General features: G+C 68.3%; 22 protein-coding genes and 1 pseudogene. 4 read left to right on the top strand and 19 right to left on the bottom strand.

The genetic code is table 11. The features are described from left to right. Nucleotides 1-58 precede the first annotated feature (58 nt). From QFZ74_RS00110 to QFZ74_RS00095, 4 genes are all read right to left on the bottom strand, one after another. Complete coding sequence (locus QFZ74_RS00110) at nucleotides 59-292, bottom strand: hypothetical protein (protein ID WP_307618712.1); 234 nt, start codon at nucleotides 290-292, stop codon at nucleotides 59-61. Nucleotides 293-811: 519 nt separating this feature from the next. After that, nucleotides 812-1,177 carry a DUF6415 family natural product biosynthesis protein gene (locus QFZ74_RS00105; protein WP_307618710.1) on the bottom strand — a complete coding sequence of 122 codons (366 nt, stop codon included), beginning with the start codon at nucleotides 1,175-1,177 and terminating at the stop codon, nucleotides 812-814. Next, the gene (locus tag QFZ74_RS00100; RefSeq protein WP_373462325.1) at nucleotides 1,174-1,590 is read right to left on the bottom strand and encodes an ATP-binding protein; all 417 of its coding nucleotides are present in this window, start codon (nucleotides 1,588-1,590) and stop codon (nucleotides 1,174-1,176) included. Before QFZ74_RS00100 ends, QFZ74_RS00105 begins: the two co-directional genes overlap by 4 nt. Nucleotides 1,591-1,793: 203 nt before the next feature. Then, nucleotides 1,794-2,984: a helix-turn-helix domain-containing protein gene (locus QFZ74_RS00095; RefSeq protein ID WP_307618709.1), complete on the bottom strand. Its 1,191-nt coding sequence runs from the start codon at nucleotides 2,982-2,984 to the stop codon at nucleotides 1,794-1,796. A gap of 161 nt (nucleotides 2,985-3,145) precedes the next feature. Here QFZ74_RS00095 and QFZ74_RS00090 point away from each other — a divergent pair, with 161 nt between their 5' ends. Then, on the top strand, nucleotides 3,146-3,295 hold the full coding sequence (locus QFZ74_RS00090) for a hypothetical protein (protein ID WP_307618708.1): 150 nt from the start codon (nucleotides 3,146-3,148) through the stop codon (nucleotides 3,293-3,295). Nucleotides 3,296-3,985: 690 nt separating this feature from the next. On the opposite strand, the pseudogene QFZ74_RS00085 reads toward QFZ74_RS00090, so the two are convergent. After that, nucleotides 3,986-4,322: pseudogene (locus tag QFZ74_RS00085) on the bottom strand (DNA polymerase III subunit alpha); the annotation flags it as partial. Between QFZ74_RS00085 and QFZ74_RS30355 the strand changes: the two are divergent. The 3 genes from QFZ74_RS30355 to QFZ74_RS00075 all read left to right on the top strand — a co-directional run bounded on the left by QFZ74_RS30355 (nucleotide 4,305) and on the right by QFZ74_RS00075 (nucleotide 7,885). Beyond that, nucleotides 4,305-4,505, top strand: coding sequence for a hypothetical protein (locus QFZ74_RS30355; protein WP_373462324.1), 201 nt, complete (start codon nucleotides 4,305-4,307; stop codon nucleotides 4,503-4,505). The pseudogene QFZ74_RS00085 and the gene QFZ74_RS30355 sit on opposite strands and share 18 nt — an antisense overlap. Before the next feature lie 285 nt (nucleotides 4,506-4,790). Continuing rightward, complete coding sequence (locus QFZ74_RS00080) at nucleotides 4,791-7,313, top strand: type II toxin-antitoxin system prevent-host-death family antitoxin (RefSeq protein WP_307618707.1); 2,523 nt, start codon at nucleotides 4,791-4,793, stop codon at nucleotides 7,311-7,313. After that, nucleotides 7,313-7,885, top strand: coding sequence for a hypothetical protein (locus QFZ74_RS00075; protein ID WP_307618706.1), 573 nt, complete (start codon nucleotides 7,313-7,315; stop codon nucleotides 7,883-7,885). The genes QFZ74_RS00080 and QFZ74_RS00075 overlap by 1 nt, the downstream gene beginning before the upstream one ends. A gap of 540 nt (nucleotides 7,886-8,425) precedes the next feature. Here QFZ74_RS00075 and QFZ74_RS00070 read toward each other — a convergent pair. The 14 genes from QFZ74_RS00070 to QFZ74_RS00005 form a co-directional block, all read right to left on the bottom strand. After that, nucleotides 8,426-9,040, bottom strand: a complete 615-nt coding sequence (locus tag QFZ74_RS00070; protein WP_307618705.1) for a hypothetical protein — start codon at nucleotides 9,038-9,040, stop codon at nucleotides 8,426-8,428. Nucleotides 9,041-9,695: 655 nt separating this feature from the next. After that, nucleotides 9,696-13,175, bottom strand: coding sequence for a LysM peptidoglycan-binding domain-containing protein (locus QFZ74_RS00065; protein WP_307618704.1), 3,480 nt, complete (start codon nucleotides 13,173-13,175; stop codon nucleotides 9,696-9,698). Next, nucleotides 13,175-13,627 carry a TadE/TadG family type IV pilus assembly protein gene (locus tag QFZ74_RS00060; RefSeq protein ID WP_307618703.1) on the bottom strand — a complete coding sequence of 151 codons (453 nt, stop codon included), beginning with the start codon at nucleotides 13,625-13,627 and terminating at the stop codon, nucleotides 13,175-13,177. Before QFZ74_RS00060 ends, QFZ74_RS00065 begins: the two co-directional genes overlap by 1 nt. Continuing rightward, nucleotides 13,627-14,088, bottom strand: coding sequence for a TadE family protein (locus tag QFZ74_RS00055; protein ID WP_307618702.1), 462 nt, complete (start codon nucleotides 14,086-14,088; stop codon nucleotides 13,627-13,629). The genes QFZ74_RS00060 and QFZ74_RS00055 overlap by 1 nt, the downstream gene beginning before the upstream one ends. Continuing rightward, nucleotides 14,085-14,465 (bottom strand): TadE family protein, encoded by a 381-nt coding sequence (locus QFZ74_RS00050; RefSeq protein WP_373462323.1) that lies wholly within the window; start codon nucleotides 14,463-14,465, stop codon nucleotides 14,085-14,087. Before QFZ74_RS00050 ends, QFZ74_RS00055 begins: the two co-directional genes overlap by 4 nt. A 71-nt stretch (nucleotides 14,466-14,536) precedes the next feature. Further along, nucleotides 14,537-14,749 carry a hypothetical protein gene (locus QFZ74_RS00045; protein WP_307618700.1) on the bottom strand — a complete coding sequence of 71 codons (213 nt, stop codon included), beginning with the start codon at nucleotides 14,747-14,749 and terminating at the stop codon, nucleotides 14,537-14,539. A 49-nt stretch (nucleotides 14,750-14,798) separates the two neighbouring features. Next, nucleotides 14,799-15,683, bottom strand: a complete 885-nt coding sequence (locus QFZ74_RS00040; RefSeq protein WP_307618699.1) for a type II secretion system F family protein — start codon at nucleotides 15,681-15,683, stop codon at nucleotides 14,799-14,801. Further along, nucleotides 15,680-16,630, bottom strand: a complete 951-nt coding sequence (locus QFZ74_RS00035) for a type II secretion system F family protein (protein ID WP_307618698.1) — start codon at nucleotides 16,628-16,630, stop codon at nucleotides 15,680-15,682. The genes QFZ74_RS00040 and QFZ74_RS00035 overlap by 4 nt, the downstream gene beginning before the upstream one ends. Then, nucleotides 16,627-18,114, bottom strand: coding sequence for a CpaF family protein (locus QFZ74_RS00030; RefSeq protein WP_307618697.1), 1,488 nt, complete (start codon nucleotides 18,112-18,114; stop codon nucleotides 16,627-16,629). Before QFZ74_RS00030 ends, QFZ74_RS00035 begins: the two co-directional genes overlap by 4 nt. After that, nucleotides 18,104-18,931 (bottom strand): hypothetical protein, encoded by an 828-nt coding sequence (locus QFZ74_RS00025; RefSeq protein WP_307618696.1) that lies wholly within the window; start codon nucleotides 18,929-18,931, stop codon nucleotides 18,104-18,106. Before QFZ74_RS00025 ends, QFZ74_RS00030 begins: the two co-directional genes overlap by 11 nt. Beyond that, nucleotides 18,931-19,575, bottom strand: a complete 645-nt coding sequence (locus tag QFZ74_RS00020) for an SAF domain-containing protein (protein WP_307618695.1) — start codon at nucleotides 19,573-19,575, stop codon at nucleotides 18,931-18,933. Before QFZ74_RS00020 ends, QFZ74_RS00025 begins: the two co-directional genes overlap by 1 nt. A gap of 84 nt (nucleotides 19,576-19,659) precedes the next feature. After that, entirely contained in the window at nucleotides 19,660-20,400 is a 741-nt protein-coding gene (locus QFZ74_RS00015; protein ID WP_307618694.1) for an ATP/GTP-binding protein, read from the bottom strand. 125 nt (nucleotides 20,401-20,525) lie between these two features. Beyond that, complete coding sequence (locus QFZ74_RS00010) at nucleotides 20,526-21,122, bottom strand: hypothetical protein (RefSeq protein ID WP_307618693.1); 597 nt, start codon at nucleotides 21,120-21,122, stop codon at nucleotides 20,526-20,528. A 394-nt stretch (nucleotides 21,123-21,516) separates the two neighbouring features. Further along, nucleotides 21,517-22,089: replication-relaxation family protein (locus tag QFZ74_RS00005; RefSeq protein WP_307618692.1), on the bottom strand; the 573-nt coding region annotated here is incomplete at its 5' end.

Below are 22,089 nucleotides of genomic sequence, written 5' to 3'. Positions count from 1 at the left end.
GAGGGTTGTACCTGCCCAAGGGCCCGGGACGTGTGTCGGCCGGGCGGCCGGGCAGGGGCTATGCGGCCAGTACGGCCAGAGTCAGCTCGCGCTGCAGCTCGTCCAGGTCGACGATGCGGTAGGAGGTCAGGCGGCGGATGAGTTGGGAGGCGAGCATGGTGGGCATGTTGGGGTGTCCGAAGGGCAGGGAGTGTTCGGGCTGCGCCAGGGCGTGGACCTGGCCGTTGTCGTTGAGGCCGTAGAGGGTGCCGTGCACGCCGTACAGGGGCGCGCTCTTCGCCAAGAACACCATGAGGTCCCCCGCCAGGTGCGGGCAGAGTCTGGAGGCAGCGAGGGCGTGCTCGGGGCATACCGGCCGGCTGGTTCGTGAGAACGGTGGGCGCGGTGGGGTCTTGGTCCTGGGGGCCGGTGAGGAAGATGAATCCGAGAGGGGTGCGGGCGGGGTTCCGGCAGACCTGGCAGCGCAGTGCCTGCATGCACATCATCTGCCGGTGGGGGTGCATCATCTTCCACTGGGGTTTGCCGGTCGGCTGGCCGTGGTCGTCGACGGGGTTGAAGCTGCACCGGGCGATCAGGGTGCCTCGCATGTCCCGGTCGCGGCGGTCCTCGTCCGCGTAGTAGAGGCGCGGCCCGGAGGGGTGCAGCAGGATCACGAGGTTGTCCGGTGCGGGCTCTTCGCCCGTGCGCTGGGTGATGAAGGGGACCAGGCGCGGCAGCGCGGATGCGGTGGGCACGGCAGAGATCTGCTTTCTCTCGTCCGGGAGGGTGGGTGGGGGGGTGGGTGGGGAGTGGGGGGGAAGGGAGCGGTCGTTCATGCCGTCTGCCTGAGGAAGTTGTGGGCGCCCAGGTGGTCGTGTAGGTCGTTGACGGAGCAGGCCATGCGCCGCAGGAGCCCCACTGCTTGCCCGTGGTCGTCGGGCATCTCCTCGGCGCGCAGGGTGCGAGCCATCTGAATCAGCCGGCTCGCTTCGGTGCCGGTCTGGTCGGCGCCGTTGGCGACAGCGATCTGGACGAGTTGCATCGAGTGGCCGCGCAGACGCATCGCCAGTTCCTCGACGTCTTCCTCGTCAGGGGCGGCACCGTCCAGCAGGGCCTCGACGTCGTCGAGGATCGCCGCGCCGTCGAACGGCTCGTACTCCCGCAGCCGTGCTAGCAGGCGCTCCATGTCAGCGGTCACCGGGCACCGCCGGAGGGCAGCTTGAAGTGGCACCAGGTCCCGCAGGCGCTGATGCCCCAGGTGCCTGCGTTGGCCTGTGTCAGCGCGTCGACCAGGAACAGCCCGCGGCCGGACTCGGCGTCCATGCGGGGGAGCTGGCATTCGGATGCGCCCGGGGCCCCGTGGTCGACGGCGATGTGCAGTATGTCGCCGTCGACGCGCATGAGCAGGCCGATCGTCGTAGTGCTGCTGTGCAGGATCGCGTTCGTCAGCAGCTCGGAGACGACGATCAGCACGTCGTCGATCAGGGCCTCAAGGCCGCAGTCGCGCAGTCGGGCCGCCGCGATGCGGCGCATGTGCCCTACTTGGGCGGAGTCTTGTGCACTCGGCGGTGTGTCCTGTTTGTGACGTGAGATCGTGAAATGCTCGCACATCACGGCGCCATGGCCGGGACGGTCCAAGCGATGTAAGGGTGTGGCGTCGGGAGCGGCGCTTCGACAGGCGTGCTCCTGCGCCAGTGGATGAGTCGTCATGGTCGGCTCCATGTCGAAATTCGCAGGTTCCGTCATGGTGCCGACACAGCAAGGCCCCAACTATCACTAATTGTTGATAGTTGGGGTCAAAGCTTCACCCGGTGTTATGCGGCAGGGCCGAGCCATGCTCCGTAAGACAGGAAGCTGTCCGGCAGCCGGCGATGTGCCGCCTCCAGTCCGGCGTAGGTCTCGCGGACTGTCGGGTGGTACTTGGCCTGTTGGGGCGCCACCTTCCGTGCCATGAGGAGGTTCTTGAAGGCGTCCTCTGTTCGGCCAGTCCACAACTGGGCGCGAGCGACTTCCGCGTAGTGGTGGCTCGTACGGGACTTGGGCCAGTCCGCTGGGATCCTGGTCTGGTCGGCGGCCTCCACCGCCTTTCCGTACTGGTCGAGTTCGGCGAGGACGGACACCCTGTGCACACCCACGTTGGTGGGCCCGAACGCCAGCCAGTGGACCTGAGCCGCCTCCCCGGTCTCGCCTGCGATTCGCTCAGCCTCGCTGAGGTGGTTCCTCGCGTTGTCCTCGTCGTGGGCTCTGCCTGCAATTACGGCCGCGCCGAGGTGAATCTGCCCGGTGACGACCTGCCGCTCCCGGGAGCTCTCGGCCTGCGCGATGGTGGCCAGCCCGAGCTCCACCAGACGCCCGCCCGTGCGGTACTGGCCGTCCCGCAGGTAGGTCAGGGATCGCAGGTAGTGGTACATGCCGCCGAGCACTGCGTCGGACCCGCGCTTGGCCGCCCAATCCAGGCGCGCGAGCGAGAGCTGCGCGAGGTCGGGGTATCCGAGCTTGGCCGCGACGTCGTACGCCGAGCGGTAGAAGCTGGCCAGGGTCAGCCAGCCCTCGTGGGTCTGCGAGGCGTGTGCGGCCGTTGTGCCCTCTTCGATGAGTCCGGCGACACGAGACGCAGCGCTCTTGATCTCGCCGGCCCGGACGCTGGCGCATAGGTTTTCTGCGTCACGGTGCAGTTCCTCGGAGCGTCGTACTCGGATGTCGGGGTCGACGCCGAGGTCGTAGACGTCCAGGGAGCGCCGAATGGGCGTGATCAGCAGGTCGAGTTGATCCGCACGCAGCTCGTTCAAGTACGGCTGCCCCTGGATCGTCGCGACGTCGACCCGCATGGCCCGTGCCACGGATCCGATCACGTGGGGGGAGGCAGGGATGCGCCCCTGCTCCACCTTCGTCAGTGTGCTGTACGGAACTTGAGAGAGTTCGCTGAGGGCCTTCTGGCTGAGATGTCGCTCGCGGCGCAGCCGGGCGATTCGCGTACCCGTGTGGTCTTGAGGCAGAGAGTGCATACTTGTCTCCTGTTCTGCTTCGACACCAGAACCGTACCTGCGGTCGGCTCCGCGGGGACACGAAAAGCCCCGCCGTTCGTCCTGAACGGCGGGGCTTGGTCGTTGATGGTGACGGCTATGAGAAGGGATGTCGTTGAGCCAGTCGGACAGGTCGTGCGTTCGTGCTGGGCGAGTCCGACCGCCGCCTGCGCCAACGGCCCCGCACCCTGCACGGGGTGCAGAACAAGGCCCGGTTGATGCGCGCGCTGTACGGACGGCTGGACCGGCCCCAGAACACCGTGCCCTCCGTGAAAGCCACGGTCTCCCCCTGAATGTCGTTCGGCGCCGTACCCCGTCGGTCCCGGGCGACACCACGAAGCCCCCGGCGGCTCGTTCTGTTCCAGCGGACACCGGGGGCTTCGTCATCAAACACGGACGCGAGGCGGGCGCCTAGAACTGCTGTCGATTACCGATGTATCTGGTCGTTTCGCACGCGACCCTGTTGATCCCGGCGAATTTCACGCACACCTTCGTGTCCGTGCCCGTGTCGAACGCCGACCACCTGTAGCTGATCGTCTTGCCCACCCGCCGGGCCGTCTGCGCAGACCCGAGCTGGTCACCGTCCAAGGTGACCCGAACCGACCTCGTCTTCGCTTTCTTCGGTGGGTTCGACCAGATCGCCGTCACCGAATTCCACGAATTGCGCCCTTCGAGACGGATACACACTTGCGGGCCCGACCAATGGTGAGTGCACGAACTGGAGTCAGCGGCTGCTGGCGTCGCGAGTGGGACGACGCACGTCAGAGCAACCACCGCACTCCAAGACAAAATCCTCTTCATGTCCACCTAACTCACAGTTAGGACAGAGAGGGACGGGCAGCTACCCACGATCACCCTCGCAGGCGATGCGGGCGGAGCTGGTCTGCGGAGGGAGCGGCACCAGAGCAGTAGCTGTCGAGCCTGCAGTTGTGGTGTACAGCGCGGCTAGACGGGCGGGTGGCGCGGGCCGCGGGCCTCGCCGGGCAGGCCTCGTGGGAGTCCTCGAAGAAGTCGATGTCGGCAAGGCCGGAGCCGTCCTCCAGCGTGCAGAAGATGACTAGCTTCCCGGATGGGATCGGCGGGGTCTGGGTGGAGACCCACACCGGCGACCAACACCTTCTGTCCGGGGATCACGCCGCGTAGGTGGGCGGCGTCGGTCGCGCCGAGCTCGCGCAGCAGGCGGTGGGGGTGGTCCATCAGGTGATGCGTGACGTCGTCGGCGGCGAGCTTGTCGCGGCTGGTCATGCCCGGCAGCCCGTCGGTGGTGGAGCGGTTGCGGGACTGCCGGTGCAGTTCGGTGGCGTGCAGCAGCAGGCGCCGTCAGGTCAGGCCGGGTCCGGCTGGCGGGGCGATCCCCTGGAAGAGGTGCTCGAGCGTTTCGCGGAGTCGTCCGGCAGGGCGCGGGACTTCGCGGGCGTTCTGCATGGCAGCTTGAGCAAGGCCTGCGCAGCGGTCGGGCACCTCGCGTACAACGACGTAGCCGAGGAGCGAACCCACAGCTGACGACAGGTAGCCGACGACGCGTCAGGCGGAGTGTGTGCTCGTCTGCGGGAGAAGTGAGTGGAGGGTCGGGGCCGGTGTGGAAGGTTCCGGTCTTCGGCGTGTGCCCGACTACTCATTAACGCCTCGGGCGACGTCACATGCAGGGAGTCAACTCACACCGAAAGTCTTATCGGTGAGTGACATTCGCTGGAAACTATGTGATTCTTCCCCTTTTTCTGTGTGAATACTGCTATCATGGCGATGAGTTGATGGGCTTGGGAGGGTGCAGTGCATGAAAAGGGCGCGATGAACGCGACCGAGGCACGCAGTGCCCTCTACACCCTTGTGAAACGCGCTGAGAACGGGCGCACGACCCTGATCCACAAACGGCAGGACCGTGTTGTGCTGGCGCCGCTCGACCGTCTTCCGGCGGCACGGAAGGCCGAGTTGCTGCCGACGCACGTCCTGAGTGCGGCGCAGAGGGATTTCGGTGACCTCATCTCGCGGGCGGCAAAGGGGCAGCCGCAGGTGCTCCTGCGGAACACCACGCCGGTCGCGGTGCTGCTGCCTGCCGACGTCGTCTCGACTTCTCCCTCATCCGATCCGGCCGCGGCCACCAACGCGGCGCCCGCAGGAGGTGCGGTGAACAGTCCACGCAATCCGGATCGCACTACCGCGCCGCGCCGGCTCGCCACGCTGGGCGATGCCATCGGTGCGGTGCTCACCTCCGACCAGGCCGCCGGGCCCTTGTTCGGGCTGTCCGGGCTGGACGCGGCGACGGGCGGCGTGCCGTCCGGCCGGCTGACGCTGGTGGCGGCCGCCCCGAATGTCGGTGGAAGTCTGCTTGGGCTGGCGGCCGCACGGCAGACCGCGCTCGTCGACGGCCACAAGGTGCTCTACGCGGCGTCGGGTCCGAACCGGGCGGACATCATGCGCCGGATCCTTGCCGCGGAGACCGGCGGCGACTACCCGCGCCTGAAGCAGGGCCGTCTCACCGCGCACGAGCAGCAGCTCGCCCAGAAGCTGGTCCAGGCACCGCTACTGATCGACGACGGCAGTGACCTGACCACCGAGGCCATCGCGGAGACCGCCCCGCACGTCGAGGACCTGGCCCTAGTGGTCGTGGACCGGCTCCAGGCCACCCCCAGCGCTCGTCTGCCGCTGTCCGGCGACCGTCTGCCGGACGCCTCGCAGGTGCTGGCCTCCCTTGCCCGGACGCTGCACGTCCCGGTCCTGGCCATCATCGACAGCGACGACCCCGCGCTCCTCGGTCTTCTCGACGCCGACGTCCTGGTCACGCTGGCACCGACTGAGGACCCCGCCAAGGTCCAGGTGACGGTCGCGGAGCGCGACTTCGGCGTGATCGGCTCGGCATACCTGCGGCCCGACCTGCTGCACGCCCGCTTCCTCGACGCCGGAGCCGCCCCCCTGGACCGTGCCCCCAGTCCGGAAGGGCCAGCGCCCGCGCCGGTCATCAGCAAGACGGCAGCGCTGGAACTGGCCGAGGCGGCCCTTCCCTACACGTCCGGCGGACACCAAGGACTCCCCGCCGCTCTCACCCACGAGCTGGCGGCATGGCGTGCCGCATGCGCCGGCGGTGACCTGGAAGCCCTGAAGGGGATTCTGCCGTCGCTGCTCCAGGCCGCCGCCGTAGTATCGCGGATGCCGGACACCGCTGAGGGGCACCGGCTCGCCGCCGCGCTGAGGGCCTACGACACCCCGGTTTCCGCTGACGCCTCCGGAAGTGACGGGCAGGCCGCTGCTGTTGGTGCCGAAGTCCACGCCCCCGCGGTCAGTGACGCCCGGGACGACGCGGCGGAGGATGAGGAAGACGGCCAGGACGGTCTGAAGCCGGGGGACGAGGAGGACGAGCCCGAGGGGGCGGTCTTCCCTGCTCTGAGGATTCTCAAGGACGCGGTCACACGGTCGAAGATGCACCCGATCCCGGTCATCGGCACCAAAGACCGGGACAGCGGTCCGTGGCCGCTGATCAGCGAGGACATGGACGGTGAGCCCCGCTGGGTGCACCCCGATGTCACCCTCACCCGCGTGCCCCACATCAAGGCGAACGGAAAGCGCGTCCGGCGCGACCAGCTCGACGTGCCCGAGTTCTTCGGCGACGGCGTGATGTGCCTGATCGACCGCAACGGCAGCTACCCCTCCGCCTGTTCGGCCGTCCCCCTCGCCCCGAACAGGCTCCTCCACACCGGTCCCCTCGACGCGTTCGACAAGACTCAGGCCGGCATCTACCTCATCGACATCCCGCAGTGGAACCGCGCCGACATGCCGCACCCCCTGGGGCGGATCATCGAGCGGCCCGACGAGCAGGGCCGCGTGTGGGTGACCACCCCCCACATCAAGCAGCTCGAGAAGCTCGTCCGCGAAGGCCACCTCGACGCCGTGCCGGCCATCCACGACTCGTGGACCGGGAAGGCCAACGAGTCCCTCCTCAAGCCCTTCTATGAGGCCACCCGGAAGGCGCGGACCGAACTCGTCCAGGTCGGCGGCGACCCGTACAAGGCATACAAGACGCGCCTGTCGATCGCGCTGCGCCTGCTGTGGCCCAAGCGCCAGGAACAGCGCTCCCCGTTCTGGCGCCCCGACTGGCGCATGAGCATGGTGGCCGAGGCATCCGTCCGTCACTGGAGCGTGGCCTTCAGGGCCGTCCAGGAAGGCCACACACTCCTTGCCCTGCGCAACGTCGACGCGGCCGTCTTCTGGACGCCGCCCGGAACGCCGCCCGCCACGTACCGGATCGGGACCGGCTTCGGCGAAGTGAAAGCCAAGTTCGTCCAGCGCGGCGAGATCATCCCCGAAGGTGACGACTGATGGCTGGCCCCACAGGCCGCGGAGGCTCCCTCGGTGCCGCCCTCAACGACCTCCTGCGCGCCCAGGTCACCCCCCGCCACCGGCTGTCCTCCTACACCGCCAAGCACTGGCACGCCCAGATCAGCCAGCTCACCTCAACCCAGCGCGGCTACCAGGCGTTGGAGGAAGCCGGCCTCCACGTGACCACCAAGACCCTGATCAACTGGCTGTCCGACCCCGAGTACAACATCCGCCGCAGTTACCGCGATCTCATTCACACCGCCTACGAGAATGCTGCGATCGCCCCCGCCGAGCCGATCCCCGATCAGGTCAAGGACGGCCAGTTCGAGATCAGCGGCACCGTCAGGACCGGCGACGACGAACGCGAGCGCGGAACACGGCGGGCCGCGCCTCTGCGGATCGACGGCCACCGGGGCAACTGGGACGAGATCGAGGAACTCTGGCAGGCCGGCGAGCTCACCGACACCGCGTTCGAGGACCACTTCATCGACGACATCATCGTGGCGGACATCGGCGAAGGCACCGACGGCTGGGAGTTCCCCGGCGCCTCGTACTCCGTCGAACTCAGATAACAGCCCACACCCGGCAGCCCAACCCCATGCCACCCACGGATACACCCGCCAGCTCCACCGGAATCCCGCATCACCACTGATCCACGCCCACACCAGTGGCCTCCGGTAGCCAGCAGAGATCAACCGGTGGAATCCGAAACCGGCGGCATCGTGTGCACTTGCGGTGCTTTCAGCGACACGAACACCGCGCCTGCGAGAATCGACCGTCGCAGTCGCGCCAGCAGCTGGGCACGGACGAACGCAAGGCAATGCAGGCGGCAGCGTCGACGAAGAACGCCCCGGAGCCTCGTGCATCGTCACCCCGGCCGTGGGGGGAATTCAGACCTGGCCTTCGTACCGGCAACAGCACAGAACACCCCTTCGCAGGCGTGGGCGTTCGGCTGCACCAGATCGGTCCGCCTGCTTTCAAACCGGTTCTCCTGGCAGGCGTGCAGGGTGGTCTGCACCAGGCCAACCACGCACGGATGAATGTCTCTGCTGGCGCGGGGACGCTGGGCGGTCCATTGGGAAGGGGACGGGAGGCACTGGTGCGGTGTTGGTCTACCAGCAGTGGTCGCCGGGGTGGCCGGACGGGTGCAGGCACAGGCCGTCGTCGTTGCTGTCGGCTGCCGTGGCGGGGCATTCGGGCATGATGGCGAGGCGATAGGGAGTGCCGTCGGGGATGGGCCACGACACCCACCATGCGGTGCTGGTGTTGTCGGGCCGGTCCTGGCTCTGGGCGAGGCGGATGTGCGGGCCTTCGTGGCCGGCTGTGTACTGGCAGCGGTGGTCGGTCTCGGCCTGGTGTACGGCGTCTTCGAGGTCCTCGAGCATGGACCGGTCGGCGTCGGTGATGGTGGTGGCAGCCGTACACAGGCTGGCGCTGGCGCCGCAGCCGGAGTCGGCAGGATGGTTGTGCGGCAGATGGCAATTCAAGCAGGACGGTGCGTGGGTGAGGTGATGGCTGCTGCTGTCCCACCACAGCCAGTGCGTCGTGACCGGCGGGTCCTCGTCCCAGGCCAGGTGGTCTACCAGGGTGACATGACGTCCAGGGTGGGAGCCGCGCAGTTCACAGCGGAAGTAGCCGTCATCTTCCAGGAGACCGGGGATGTCGTTGCCCTCGGCCAGGGCGCGCAGGTCACCGGTGGTGAGGGTCACGGAAGCAAGGCATGTCATGGGAGTAGCGTGACACCGGCCACTGACATCAGTGCTGCAACCGCTGCAACCGCAAGAAACAAACCGGCGCATCAGCGTGCAACGTTGACGGCTCAGGCCTTCCTTGACCGCAGCCGTCAGCAATTTCGCCCGTCGTCGGCCCTGATGACAGCACCTCGTGCGCCCCACCAAGAGTCAGCACGGGTAAGCGCTCCACTGACGGGGATTCTTGGAAACGGCCAGGCACACTCCTCGCCGCACTTGATCCGTTGTCAACGGACTGGGGAAGTTCGGCGAGCGGCACTCCGTTGATGAGCCGGGGCCGCCCGCTCGTTTCAGTGTCCGGGCCGAGTCGGCCCTGCAACGCCGAGGCGCGTACTCGACTGCCAGCTCGGACAGGGGTTCGTGCAGTGGTACACGGAATGCGCCGCTGGTCCAGTGACCGTGTCGGACGCGGCCGGGGCGGCAGCCTCGTGCGCGCGCGGCAGATCGATGGACACTGCCGCGTGCAGGCAGCCGTTCCGCAGCTGCTTGGAGACGTCGTCACAGACGTGCCGACGAGGTCCGTGATGGCGCAGGGTTCGCTGGTGAGGTCACGCCCGGCGTCTGGGCCCCTGTTCGGGACACCTCTCCACGTGGTGGGTGCGGGGATTCAACGGGTGCACGGGCTGCTCCGCTAGAAGAGGTGGTGTTGTGGTTGGGGTCGGGCGTGATTGAGTAGTTCGTTGATGAGTTGGTCGGTCTCCGCCTCCAGCGAGCAGCCCAACATCAGGTTGACCTGTTGCACGCGGCTGATCGCGGTGTGGAGCCCGTGCCGGTTGCCGGCTGCGTGTTCGATCCGGAGCCAGTCCCGGTACAGCAGTTCCGCGGTGTCGTCGACCTCGAGAGCGGTGGTGACGGCTCGGCGGGCAGCGCTGAGGTCGTGGTGCGGGCCCGCAGCGGTGCGGTAGGTGGCTACGGTGTGGGCGACGTCGATGATTCGCGTGATCATCTCCTGCTGGTAGGGCTCGGCCCACGGCAGTGGCCTGCCTCCGAACGGGCGGCCGCGCACGAGGGCAACGGCCTCTTCCAGATCGGCAAGGCCGGAGGAGCCCAACGGCAGAGCGTGTTCGACGAGGTGGAGGAAGCGGGTCCAGTCGCAGCGCACGGCGGGGGAGAGGCGGTAGGGGTCCTCGCCGGACTTGCGGCGCGGCACGTAGGGGGCGCCGGCCGGGTCGTTGCCGAGGGAGCGGCGCAGGCCCTGCATGCGGGCGTTGAGGGTGCTCGGTGTCCAGGGGCTGAGGGGGTCCATGTCGTAGCAGAGGAGGTCGGCGCTTCGCCCGGGCCGGAAGAAGAGCAGGGCGGCGAGCTGTGCCATCCGCGGTCCGTGGCCGGTGCTGTCCACGCCGGTCACCTCGGTCGGGCCCAGGACCCGGATCTCCGGCGCGTGCGGGTCGTAAACTTGGCCCGTCTCCGGCGCGGTGGGTTCGTTGCCGGAGTTTGCAGGGGCGTCGTTGACCGTCGGGGGTGCTTCGGCAGTGCCCGGTTCGGCGGTCGGGGGCGCTGTTTCGGTGTCTGGGCCGGGGCCGTCGTCGGCCTGGGGCGGCGTCGTGGGCAGGAGGCGGAGTGAGGCCGGATCCGTAGCGGCGAGCAGCGCCGGGAACACCTCGCTGCTTGCGTCCGCCGGCGTCGGCGAGGGGCTGGGGGGCGTGGCGGTTTCGGGCTCGAGGACGACCCCCTGGGTGGATGTCTGGTCGGGCTGCTGTGTCCTGTTGGGCTCGTCCGGGACGTGTTGCCAGGGCCCCTCGGCGGGGTGGGGTGGCTGTCCGGACACCTTCAGGGCGGTGGTGATCTGGAGGTAGGCGGCGTGCTCCAGGCGCTGGATCGTGATGTCGGTGCCGGCGAAGTCGAGGCTCTGCGGCTTGCTGAGGGAGGCGTTGAGGATCTGCGCCTCGGGGAAGTGCGCGGCCGCCGTGCTCGCAGGGGCGATCAGAGTCACAGGGACCGTACGGGCCTTGTCGATGACGTCAGCGAACTCCCAGGCCACGTCCGGGTCCAGAGAGGACGCGCACAGCAGCAGATACGGCTGGTGCTGGATCTCGGGCATCTGGTGCGCTTCCAATAGCCGTTCACCCAGGTCCCGCAGCGCGTGCACCGCCTGCCGCATGTGGGCGATCCGCGCGGTGGGCAGCAGCTGGGGCAGGTCTTCGCCGAACCCCACGGTGACGACCTCGACTTCGCTCGCCCACGGGCTCATCGCGAGCTCCAGAGCGAGCGAGGTGCACACCTCCGCGATGTGGACCGGGTTGCCGTCCAGCAGCAGCGACGACATCTGAGCGAGGTTGAGAAGCAGGAGGTCACCTGTTTCGGTGCTGCCGACCGTGACCATCCCTGGATACGGTGCCGGCACCGCGCGTGCCGTCTCCTCGTCCAGGAGGTCAGCATCGGCAGGCAGGACCCACCATCCGTCCTGCCCGGAGACGAAGGGTGCCTGCGGCTCCAGGGCGAGGTCCTCGGGCAGGACCTCCAAGGAGCGGCTCCCGATCCGGGCGGCCCGCAAAGCCGGCACGAGCGCGGCGTCGTCCTCCTGGGCCACCTGGTGGGCCAGGGTGCGCAGGGCCACATCCAATCGGGAGGCTCCGCCTGGCTCCGCAGCAGCCGCCAACTGCGCCTCCGCCGTGGAGGTCTCCGACGCGATGGCGATCGTCTCGCCGGGCTTGCGGCGGCGGCGCTGCAGCGTCCTGCGCAACGCGAGAGCACCGGTGACGGCGGCCGCCAACAGCGCCCCGGCACCCACAACGGTCCGCAGGTTCAGAGAGCTGCTGGCCGGAGCCATCGCCGGGGTCTCGGACGCCGCGGCCGCGGAGGAGGCAGCGGAGCCGGACGGCTCAGTCGACGCGGAGGGGGAGGCAGCGGGACGTGAGACGCTCACGCTTGGCTCGGGCGTCGCGGAGGCCGGAGCGGAAGGTGCGGCCTGCTCCTGTCCGGGTTGCTGAGCAGGCCGACTGGCCGGTGCGCTGGGCTCCGGGGACGCGGGCGCGGGTGCCTGCTCATGTCCTGGGCCGTCACCTGGCTTCTGCTCACCTCCGGGCTTCTGGGCGGTCGGGGGAGGGGGCTCCTTGCTGCCTGTGGTGCCCGTCTCATTGCCCTGGTCCCGTTCCAGGGGCGGCTGGTCGGTGTGGCTGTCGGGCACAGTGACCTGCTGCCCCGCGTAGATCACATTCGGATCGGAGATGGCGGGCAGGCCATCCGGCTGCGGTTTGCCCTGGCTGGCCTTGAACAGCGCCGGCCACGCGTCGGCGTCTTCGAGCTCGTCTTCCGCGATCGTCGACAGGGAGTCGCCGGAGTGGACCGCCACAATGTGCTCGCCGCCCTCGCCGCCCTCGCCGCCCTCGCCGCCCTCGCCGCCCGCGTCGTCCTCGCGGCTCGGCGGGGTTTCGTCGGCCAGCTGTGTACGGACGCCCCCTGCTGTGCCGGGGGGCTTTGGCATCACCAACTGCCAGCCGGGCTGTAGAAAACTGTTGGCCTTGAAGACCTGGCCGTCGGCCATGACCCGGCCCTCGTTCAGTTCGGCGATCTCCCGCCACCGTTCGCCCTCACCCAACTCGCTGGCGGCGATGCCCCACAGGCTTTCCGCGGGCCGCGTCTCGCGCACCGTGTACTGCGGGTGGGACGTCGCCGAGCTTGCCGCGGGGGTCGAGGCGTGCACGGAGTTGGCGTCCTGCGAGGTATGGGTCTGGCCGGGGATGTGAGCCGCTGTACTGGCCGGGGCGGCTTGGGCGGTGGAGGCGAGGGCCGAACTCGTAGGCAGCAGCACCAGGATGCTGCCGATCAGAAGAGCCGCGGCCCGCTGTGAGGCGCCCAGCCCGCGCGGGGCATGCCACGTCCGGCCCCGCACCTGTGCGATCAGCTCGCGTACGGCGCAGAACGCGAACTGTGCCCAGCCGGTCCAGCCCACCGCGATGAGCAGCAGCAGGAACGCTGAACCGGTGTCCTGCCGGTCCAGCAGGTGTGTGAGGTCGTCGTGGGTGGAGGCCCAGATGACCGGGGTGGTCCAGGCGAGCAGCAGCGGCAGCCCGGCGACGGCGGAGGCCAGGACCAGCAGACTCAGTACGGCTGTGAGGAGCCGGCCGAGTGTGCGTCCGGTCGCTGCGGCGGGGGAGGGAGCGGTGCGCATCAGGTTCCTTCGGGAGCGGTGACGCCATGCAGGAGGGTGGCCTTGCCGCGGCCGGTCGTCGACAGCGAGCCGATCCCCACCACGGACAAGAACTTCGTGTCGTAGGAGCCGGTGACAACGACGTTGAGGGTCTTGCCGTCGCCGGAGACGGTGACGGTGCCGGTGGCACGGGCGGAGTGCAGGTAGGCCTGGGCGGCGGCGACTGCGTCCTGCGGATTCACGACGGTCCCTTCCCCGCTGATGGCCTTGGTCGGGTCGATGGCCTGTCCGCCTGCCCGGGCGGCCTCGCCCGCGATGTAGTCGGCGTGTTCGGTGGCGCGCATCTTGCTGCCGCCGTCGATGGCGACGCCGATGATGCCGATCAGCGCGATGACGCAGACGGCGACGAACACCGTGACGCCTCCCCGGTCGTCCAACCGCGCTCGGCGCAGACCTGCCGGACGGGAGATCATCAATTACCCCGCTGCCTGTACTGGTCCACGACCGAGGTGGCCGTCGACGTGAGGGTGTGGGCCCCCGGTGCCCCCGTAAGCAGCAGATCGGAGAGATCGACCGTGCAGGTCACGGTCACGGTGACGGTTCCCACCTGGCCCACCGGCACGTTGAGACCACCGGTGTTGATGTCGACGGTGGTGGACGCGCACGTGATGCCCTGGTCGTTCAGAGACTCGGCCGCCGCCGTCTGCGCGGCCTGCTGGGCGGCCGCGGCCGTGCGGTGAATGGACGCCTCCCGAGCCGCGTCCTCGGCTGCCGCGTCGATTTTCGCGCCGGAGGTGACGATGCGCCCGCCGGTGATCGCCAGACAGATGAACATGATCAGCGACGGAAGGATGATGGCCGCCTCGATCGCGGTGCTGCCCTCATCACTCCCGAGCCTGCGAGCCCGACGGGCCGTGTATGCCACCTGGTTCACTCTCCCGGAAGGGTCCAGCGCTCCACCGGGCCGGACGCTGACTGGACGACCTGCAGGCCCGAGATGCCCGGGATCATCGACATGGCGGAGCCCAAGACCTGAACCCGTACGCGCTGGCCGCTACTGCTGGCAGAGACGCTGTATCCGGTCAGGCTGTCGCCCGCAGTACGGCCCAGCACCTCCCGTGCCTGGTCCGCACCGTCGGCCGGCCTCGACTGGTAGGCCCGGGCCGCGGTGAGACCCTCGCGGGCAGCGGTCAGCGCGATCTGCCGTGCGTAAAACCACATGGAGACCTGGACGACGGCCACCGTGGCGATCAGCACGAACGGAAAGATGATCGCCATCTGAATCGCAGTGTCACCGCGGTCGTCTTGCATCGCAGTGCCACCGCGGTCGTCGCGCCATCTGCGCTCCGCCCACCAGCCCTTCAGATGCTCGCAACGAGACATCACACTCCAGCGAGCTTGCCGTTGTACTTGGAGATCACGACAGCGATGGTCCCGGCGATCAGGACAGCGCCGGCGACGACGGCCACCCAGATGATGACGGTGGTGATGCTGATGTCCCCGCGGTCCGGCCGACGCTTGGCCTCCTCCAGGCCCTCGTGTAGACGGGTGGTCAGCCAGTGCACGGCACGGCAGGTGAGGGCTGCGGTCTGCATCAAGATCGGCACTCCTTGCTCCTTCAGAAAACCAGTGAGTCGAGGTGGTCTAGACGGTGAGCATGCGGATCACCGCCGGGAACGCCATCAGCAACATGACCAACACGGCGAGCAAGGCCCCGGGCGCGGTCATCTTCTCGCTGACGGCGTTCGCTTCCGCAGCCTGCCCGGCCAGCAACTCGGCATTGAGCGCGGCGGTACGGGCCCGCAGCGCCTTGTAGACGGCCGCGCCGTCGGTGGCGCTGCCGCGCATGATGTCGGCGACGTCGTCCAGAACCGGCAGGTCGTATTCGGCGGACAGTTCCGCGAGCGCTTGATACGGCGGGATCTTCTCCAGCCGGGCCCGGCGCAGGGCGCCCTGCAGATACAGAAACGGCCAGCCCTCCCCGACCTCGGCCGCCTTCTCCAGCGCCTCGGCGGGGCCGGCATCGGCCGCCCGCTTGAGCGCGACCAGGTCGAGGTAGGCGGACAGGGCGTGAGTAAACTCCTCCCGGGCCCGCTTGGCCTGGTCCCGTACCGCGAGGTCGGGCGTGATGAATAGCAGCCCCGCAACGAGGAGTCCGACGCCGGCGGGCACGTAGAACGGCAGGCCAACGCCCGCGATGATCCACGGAATCGTCGCGACCACCGGGCTGAGCAGACCCAGCGCAGCGAGCGCGATCTTCTTGAGCATGAACTGGCCCGGCCCCTGCCCGAGCAGGGCCAGGCTCGTGGTGGGGACCCGGACGCCCGGGGCCCGCTCGAGGCGGGCCAGCAGCCACCGGCCCCACACCTCCTCGCGGTCAGGCTCCGGTTCGGGCATCGTCAGAGCGGCTGGAGCGCTGCGCTTCAGGGCCGGGCCCAACGCGGGCTGAGGCTGCAGGAATTCCCGAACCAGCAACGCCACGCCGACGCCGATGGCGGCGCCGGTGAGAACGGCGGGGAGCAGGTTCACGAGATGGCTCCTTCCGGCTCCAGGGCAGCCATCGGCAGGTCCGGCCCCGGCGTGGGCGCAGGCAGTCGGACCGTGCTGGTCGGGTCAGTGATCAAGAAACGGGGGATACGGCGGAACGAGCCCAACTGCCGCATCAAGGCCAGCACCCCGACGAACCCCGCCGTCAGGAAGGCGAGGACGAGCTGCCCGAGAAGCGTCGCGTACGGCTTCGTGTAGGACGGCACGAAGAATCCGGCGACCATGACACCGACGGTGATGATGGTCATCCACCGCACCGTGGTCCGAGGCTTCGCACGGTCCGCCTCGATCGCGCGCTTCTTGGCGACCTCCTCGCGGACCGTGCCTGCCAGGTCCTCCAGCGCCTGAGCCAAGCCCGGGCCGCGGTCGTTGACCGACAAAATGAGCGCGGCGACCACCTTGTCCGCGGTGACATCGTTCAGTTCATCGGCGAACGCGCGGAGCGCTCCCTGCGGCCGCCTCCCCAGCCGCAGCCGGTCGGACAAGTTGCTGATCTGCGGGGCCAGTTCCTCCGGCGCCCCCTGACGGCTGGTGATCATCGCCTGTTCCAGACCCATGCCCAGCCGGAGCAGGCCGGCCAGCCGCTGCGTCCACTCGCTCAAGCCTTCCAGCTGGCCGATGCGCTCCTGAGCCATCTGCGCCGGAGAAATCAGCCAGGGCACGCCGACGACGGCCGCGCCCAGCAGGACACCGCCGACGAAATTCCCCGAGACCAGCCACACGGCAACGAAGACCACGACGGACACGACCGTGAGGGTCCGCCGGCGCAGGCGCACGTCCTCGCCTTGATGCTCCCCACCGCGCAGGGCCTGCCAGCGCTCGCGGAGGAAAGCCCTGCGCGGCGCGGTCGTTCCCACCAGACCCGCCACGACACCGATCAGACCGCCGACGACGGCCATGCCGCTCAACAGCCCCAACAGCAGGGTCATCGGCTCACCCCTACCTTCAGCGGCAGCGGCGCCTGCCACGCCCCATATGGCTGCTGCAGCAGAGCCGAGTCGAAGCCCACACGGCGCAGGTCGTCGATGCAGCCCGGATCCATGCGCGGCACCGCCCGCAACTCACCGAACTCGCTACCAGGAGAGAACACCGAGTTGGTAGCCGGCCGCCCACTCTCGCCGATCCCGGTCAGCTCCAGGACATGGGAGACATAGCGGTGACGGCGGCCGCCGATCCGCGTCTCGTCCGTCATATCGACGTACACGATGAAGTCCAGACCGTTGGCGGTCTGCCGGTAGGCAAGCTGTTCAGAAAGGTTCTCCTGGGCGAGCGCATACAGCTCGGCGATCCGGTCGAAGATGATGTCCGGCCGACGCGCGTGGATAGTGCACAGGTTGCCGCCCGACCCGTTCGTCAACGCCTGCATCATGGCGACGACCTCCGGGCCGCGGACCTCGCCGACCACAATCCGCTCCAGCGACATGCGCAGCGCCGGATGCATCAGGTCCAGCAGCGTGACCTCGCCGGCGCCCCGCCCGGTGACGTCCTTCTCGCCGTTGGACTCGCGCCCCACCAGGGAGACGACCTGCTTGTGGTAGCCGTTGGCGTGGGCGAACAGCTCGTCCTCGGTCTGGATGGTCGCGAAGCGGCACTCCCGGTCGAACTCCTTGAGCATCGCCCGCATCAGCGTGGTCTTCCCCGCCTTCTGCTTGCCCGCGATCATGATGTTCTTCTCCGCGCGCACGCACGCACCGAGGAACTCACGCAGGATCGGGTCGATGGTGCCCAGCCGTACCAGGTCATCGAGATCGGCGTGGGAGACCCGGTGCCGACGGATGACCGCATAGGTCATCGGACCCAACCCGGTGATGGCCTGAAGGCGGGAGCCGTCCTGCAGGGACAGAGCAAGGGTGGGGTTCGCCGTGGAGATGGTGCGCTCACTGTGACCGGAACCGCGAGCCAACCCCCGCAGCAGCTCCAGCAGTTCCTCCTCTGACTCCGCGATGGGGCCGACCCTGCGACGCTCGCCGTCGCCATAGTCGAGCCACACCTCGCGCGGACCCTGGATGATGATGTCCTCGACCCGCTCGTCATCCAGATACGGCTGCAGCCGGCCGGCCCGGAAAAGAAGGTCGTACACCGCGCGCCGCAGCGCCTCGTCTTCCTGCGGCGTCATCGCGTGGGCGTCCGACCACAGCGCGACGGCCTCGGCGATCCAGTTCAGACAGCGCTGCTCCTCGCTGGCCCGGTCCATGCCGGGCTTGGTCTTGAGCAGCTCCTCGCGCTGCTTGGCGACCTGGGACGCAATCTCCCGGGCCATCCTGTAGTCGACGGTGACCTGAGGAGCTGCCGCGCCGAGTACGTGTGCACTCGAGGCAGCACCGGCAGGGGCAGGCGCGTTGTTCGGCTGCTGCGTCCACGCCTGGGGCAGCGGCGCCACCGTGGGGTCGGGGTGCAGGGGCCTAGCGTGCACGGGTCACCTCTCCGCCCGCCGCGTGTAGGCCGCGTGGATCGAGTCGGGCCCGGCGCATGGCGGCCCGCTGGACCATCACGGTGCTGGCCGTGCGGGCAGCCTTCATCAGCGGCGACTTCGCGAAGTGACGCGGCTGTTCGGCACCATCGGACAGCACACGAGCATCCTTCGGCGCATACGGGAGGGTCGCGACCACCGGCACCTGCAGAACGCGCTGCACCTCACCTGCGGGATACGGACCCTCGTTGATCATCAGCAGGCCGACGTCACCGACGCGCTCCTCCAGCGCGCGCACGCGGGCCTCTGCTGATTGCAGGCAGCGCAGGGTGTTGCGGACGACCACGAACACGGCATCGGCCTGCTCGGCCAAGACCCCGGAGGGCCCGTACGCGCCTCGGCGACCGAGGTCGACCAGGACATCGTGGTGAGTCTCGGCGTCGATCCCGCGGAACATCTGCGCCAGCATCTTCCAGACCGTGCCGAGGCTCGCCGACTGCGCGGGGTCACTGATGCCAGGCAGCAGCAGCCGGTCGCCCGGCGCCTTCCCGTTGCCGTCTTCGCTCGTCAGGTCGATCAACTGCCGCCAGAAAGCTTCGCTGAACTCGCCCCTACGGGCGGCGACAGAGATGTTACGCAGCCCGTGCCGGTCACCGAGCCCGCCCTGCAGCAGACCATGCAGCACGGCTCCACCATCCGGGTCGCACTCAGCCAGGACCATCCGCCGCCCCGGATCCAGCGGCCAGGACAGCAGCAGGGAGAGAGCGCTCGTGGTCACGCCGGGCGCGCCACTGCAGCCCGCGAGCGCGATCACAGCCATCAGTTACCGCCCGGAGCAGCGAGGACCAGGCGCAGGGTACCGGCCGACACCCATGCGGCAGCCGTGGCGCCGTCCTGCGCAGTAGTGGCGACGTCCACGACCACCACACCGGTGCCGGGCGCGGCGCTGGAGGCCTTCACCACCCGACCGTCGATGGGTTGCAGCGACGTGTCGGACGTCTTGCCGGTGTCCGTCTCGCCCTGGGCCGGGACGTGGACCAGCTGTACATTCTGGCCCGGCACCAGTGCCGTGGCCGGCACCTGCTCCGGCTTGAGCCCGATCGGCACCAACTGCTCGCCGGCCTTCACCAGGCTGTCCTTCGTCACCTGAGACGGCGAGAGCAGGGAACCGGGCGTGAGCTCGACGGCGGCCCGCTTGCCCACCACCGAGTCCAGGTCGCTGCCGCGGACTGCCGTGACGAGCGGGTCCAGGGCGACAGAGGCCTTGCCCAGGTCATGCTCGGTGACCACCTGGCCGACCTGGACACCGCGCACCACGGTCACCACCTCGATGCGGTCGCCGACCTGCAGCAGCAGGACGGCGACACCGGCTCCTCCCGCGGCAATCAGTGCCAACGACAGAGCGATGACACCGGGGCGTCGTCGCCGGGCCGACACCCGCGGGGGAGTAACCGGTCCGGCCACACGTCCCTGCTGAGGGACTCCGGTCGAGCCCGCCGCGTCTACACGTACTCGGGTCTTACTCAACGTTCTTTCCTTTCGGCGGCGTCACCTGACGACCTGCACCTCGCCGATTGCCACCTGCACATTGCTCTGCCGGTTCTCGGTGAGCTGGCCGGCCGCTCCGCCGCCCTGCCAGCCGATCGTCCACGTCGAGGTCGCGGTGGCCTGGTACTTGCCGCCCTGGGCACCGGCTGACGTCTTGGAATACACGTGCCCGCAAGTCGGCGACTGCGCCATACCCTCGGAGGCCTGGTACGGGGTACCGGGGCCGTTGCACGTCACGGAGGTCCCGTCGCCCATCTGCCAGACGATCTTCGATACCTTGGCGGTCGCAGTGACGGTCACGCCGCCAGCCGAAGCCGACGCGGTGTTCGGCCCGTAGGTCTCGGCGCTCCGGTGGACCCACATCCACATCGGCACACCCACCGTGTACCGCCCGGCCGCGCGCGGGCTCGCGATATCCGGACCGAGTAGCCGCATCTTGTCCACCGCCTGTTGAGCGAGGGCGGCTGGGTTGACCGCGGGGGCTTGAGGCAACTCAGTCGACCAGCCCATGCGCTCCACGGTCAGGGCACTGTCCAGGTACTGGCATGTCTGCACGTACACAGCGCCGTCGCCCGGCTTGTGCCCTTCCCAATCGAGACTGCCGGCCGGCGGTTGCGGGTCGGCAAGCTTGTAATTGCATTGGACGGGATTCTTGTTCTTGTCGTTGCTGTCATTGTTGCGTGACGTTTGGTCGTTACCGGAACGACCTCTGCCACCACCTCCCAGCGCGTTGGCGTCCACGCACACGTAGACCGTGTCGCAGGCTCCTACACCACCACCTTCCCTTGGTCCTACGGCAACAGAAGCGGGGGTGGTCAAGGAGATGGCCGTCAACCCGCTGGCACAACCGAGGGAAAGTCGCCAGGTCAGCATGCTCGACCCGCCTGCGGCTCGTCTCGGATGACCTTCCATCGGTCATCCCACCGCTCGAGCGTGGCGACAGTGATGTATTTCGTCATGCGCGTCGAGGGCAGCGGGGCAGGCTTCTTGGTGTCTTTGTCGACGGGGTTCCACCGCGAAACATCCAGGCAACTGGTGATCTTCGCGTTGGGAATCTTCCGGTTCAGGTTGACCGTGGCCTTCGGATAGTTGACGCGGACAGTGCCTGTGATAAGGCGTCCGTTCACGCGCAGACGTTCACTGTCGCTCTTGGCCCGTACGAGGGCGGCGCTCGCCGCGTACGTAGCAATGTCCGTTCCGTCGACGCTGGCGTTGGCGTAGACCCGCTCGACTTCTTTCCAGTAGGCGCGGTAGCTGGCAATCACCTCTGCCTTCGCTGCCTGGGTTGCGTCAACCGACGGCGATGCAGGCGTACTTGAAACCGCGGGGGAGGTCTCGGCTGCCTTTCTCTGCCCATCGGAGTAGCTGCACGCGGTCAGGACTAGCGCGGCACCCAATGCGACAGTTACGACCGCGCGGTTTCGGAAGCGGACAGTACGATCGCAGATGATGGTGGTTTTCATCGGGCGCCGTGGTGTGTGTGTCACATTGTCTCCCCGTGTGACGTGGTGTGAAGCCGCTGAGTCAACTCCCGCTCGGAGGAACCAGGCCTGACGACTGGTTTGAGTTGCGGTGACGCTTGTGCGCAGTCGCAAGTTACGTACATGCCGGTCAACTTCCCTGCCCCGTAGGTTCACTCGTTACAACTCGGGCTGCACCGGTCGCTTTCGGAACCGGATGTCGGTTTGTAGTCCTGTGTGCTTGCTCGTTCCGGCCGCACACGAACCCGACCGAGTTCCGCGCGGACGACCTTCCCTCCGTTCACAAGAACGAGATCTTCGCCTGCCGGTTCTTCTCATGGTTGGCCTTCAAGACGGGACTGGTGTGCCTTACCCGGCCAGGCGGGGTGCTGTGGTGTCACAGTTCGGTCCACGGGCGGGGCTTGCCCCCAGTCAGTGGCACCCACACGTCGGAGGTAGCGCCGTGTTCTTCCAGGTCGTTCAGGACGACTGCCCCCAATGGAACTTCGCGGGCCAGGTCGGCTACGAGCGGTTGGTGAGTGACCATGGCCTTGAGGTCGTTGATCCGGTTGTCCATCGTCTGACGTGAAGCGCCGGTGAGTACGAAGAGGACCCGGGGAAAGACTGGGTACCAGCGCAGCCAGCCGGGCCGGTCTGTCTGGCGCCGTCGGCCGACGGGCTGCGGCTCGTACGACCACAGGCGGGCGTACTCGATCAGCTTCGCCGCCAGGCGTTCGCTGCTCATCGTGGTGCGGTCGATCTCGATGAATGCCCGGAGTTTCCGCCGCTGTTGGCTGTCGATGAGGGTGTAGTGCATGACGGCGTCGGCTACGACTTTCTCTCCGTCGCCGATCGCGTGGAAGACCTCGGGGGTCCAGTCCAGGTGGCCGTGCTCGTCGCCGCGTCGGCGCGCGTCGGCGACGAACGCCAGGTGCGTACGCAGGACAGTGAGAGTGTGCGGGGTTTTCAG

It is taken from the genome of Streptomyces sp. V3I7, from assembly GCF_030817495.1.
Classification (GTDB): domain Bacteria; phylum Actinomycetota; class Actinomycetes; order Streptomycetales; family Streptomycetaceae; genus Streptomyces.
This window is presented reverse-complemented; position numbering and strand designations above follow the sequence as displayed.

Bases quoted from the DNA above. Each gene is read 5' to 3' on its own strand.
- QFZ74_RS00110 (WP_307618712.1), bottom strand. From the start codon at position 292: ATGGTGTTCTTGGCGAAGAGCGCGCCCCTGTACGGCGTGCACGGCACC.
- QFZ74_RS00100 (WP_373462325.1), bottom strand. From the start codon at position 1,590: ATGTGCGAGCATTTCACGATCTCACGTCACAAACAGGACACACCGCCG.
- QFZ74_RS00095 (WP_307618709.1), bottom strand. From the start codon at position 2,984: ATGCACTCTCTGCCTCAAGACCACACGGGTACGCGAATCGCCCGGCTG.
- QFZ74_RS00080 (WP_307618707.1), top strand. From the start codon at position 4,791: ATGAACGCGACCGAGGCACGCAGTGCCCTCTACACCCTTGTGAAACGC.
- QFZ74_RS00075 (WP_307618706.1), top strand. From the start codon at position 7,313: ATGGCTGGCCCCACAGGCCGCGGAGGCTCCCTCGGTGCCGCCCTCAAC.
- QFZ74_RS00070 (WP_307618705.1), bottom strand. From the start codon at position 9,040: ATGACATGCCTTGCTTCCGTGACCCTCACCACCGGTGACCTGCGCGCC.
- QFZ74_RS00065 (WP_307618704.1), bottom strand. From the start codon at position 13,175: ATGCGCACCGCTCCCTCCCCCGCCGCAGCGACCGGACGCACACTCGGC.
- QFZ74_RS00060 (WP_307618703.1), bottom strand. From the start codon at position 13,627: ATGATCTCCCGTCCGGCAGGTCTGCGCCGAGCGCGGTTGGACGACCGG.
- QFZ74_RS00050 (WP_373462323.1), bottom strand. From the start codon at position 14,465: ATGCAAGACGACCGCGGTGACACTGCGATTCAGATGGCGATCATCTTT.
- QFZ74_RS00045 (WP_307618700.1), bottom strand. From the start codon at position 14,749: ATGCAGACCGCAGCCCTCACCTGCCGTGCCGTGCACTGGCTGACCACC.
- QFZ74_RS00035 (WP_307618698.1), bottom strand. From the start codon at position 16,630: ATGACCCTGCTGTTGGGGCTGTTGAGCGGCATGGCCGTCGTCGGCGGT.
- QFZ74_RS00025 (WP_307618696.1), bottom strand. From the start codon at position 18,931: ATGGCTGTGATCGCGCTCGCGGGCTGCAGTGGCGCGCCCGGCGTGACC.
- QFZ74_RS00010 (WP_307618693.1), bottom strand. From the start codon at position 21,122: ATGAAAACCACCATCATCTGCGATCGTACTGTCCGCTTCCGAAACCGC.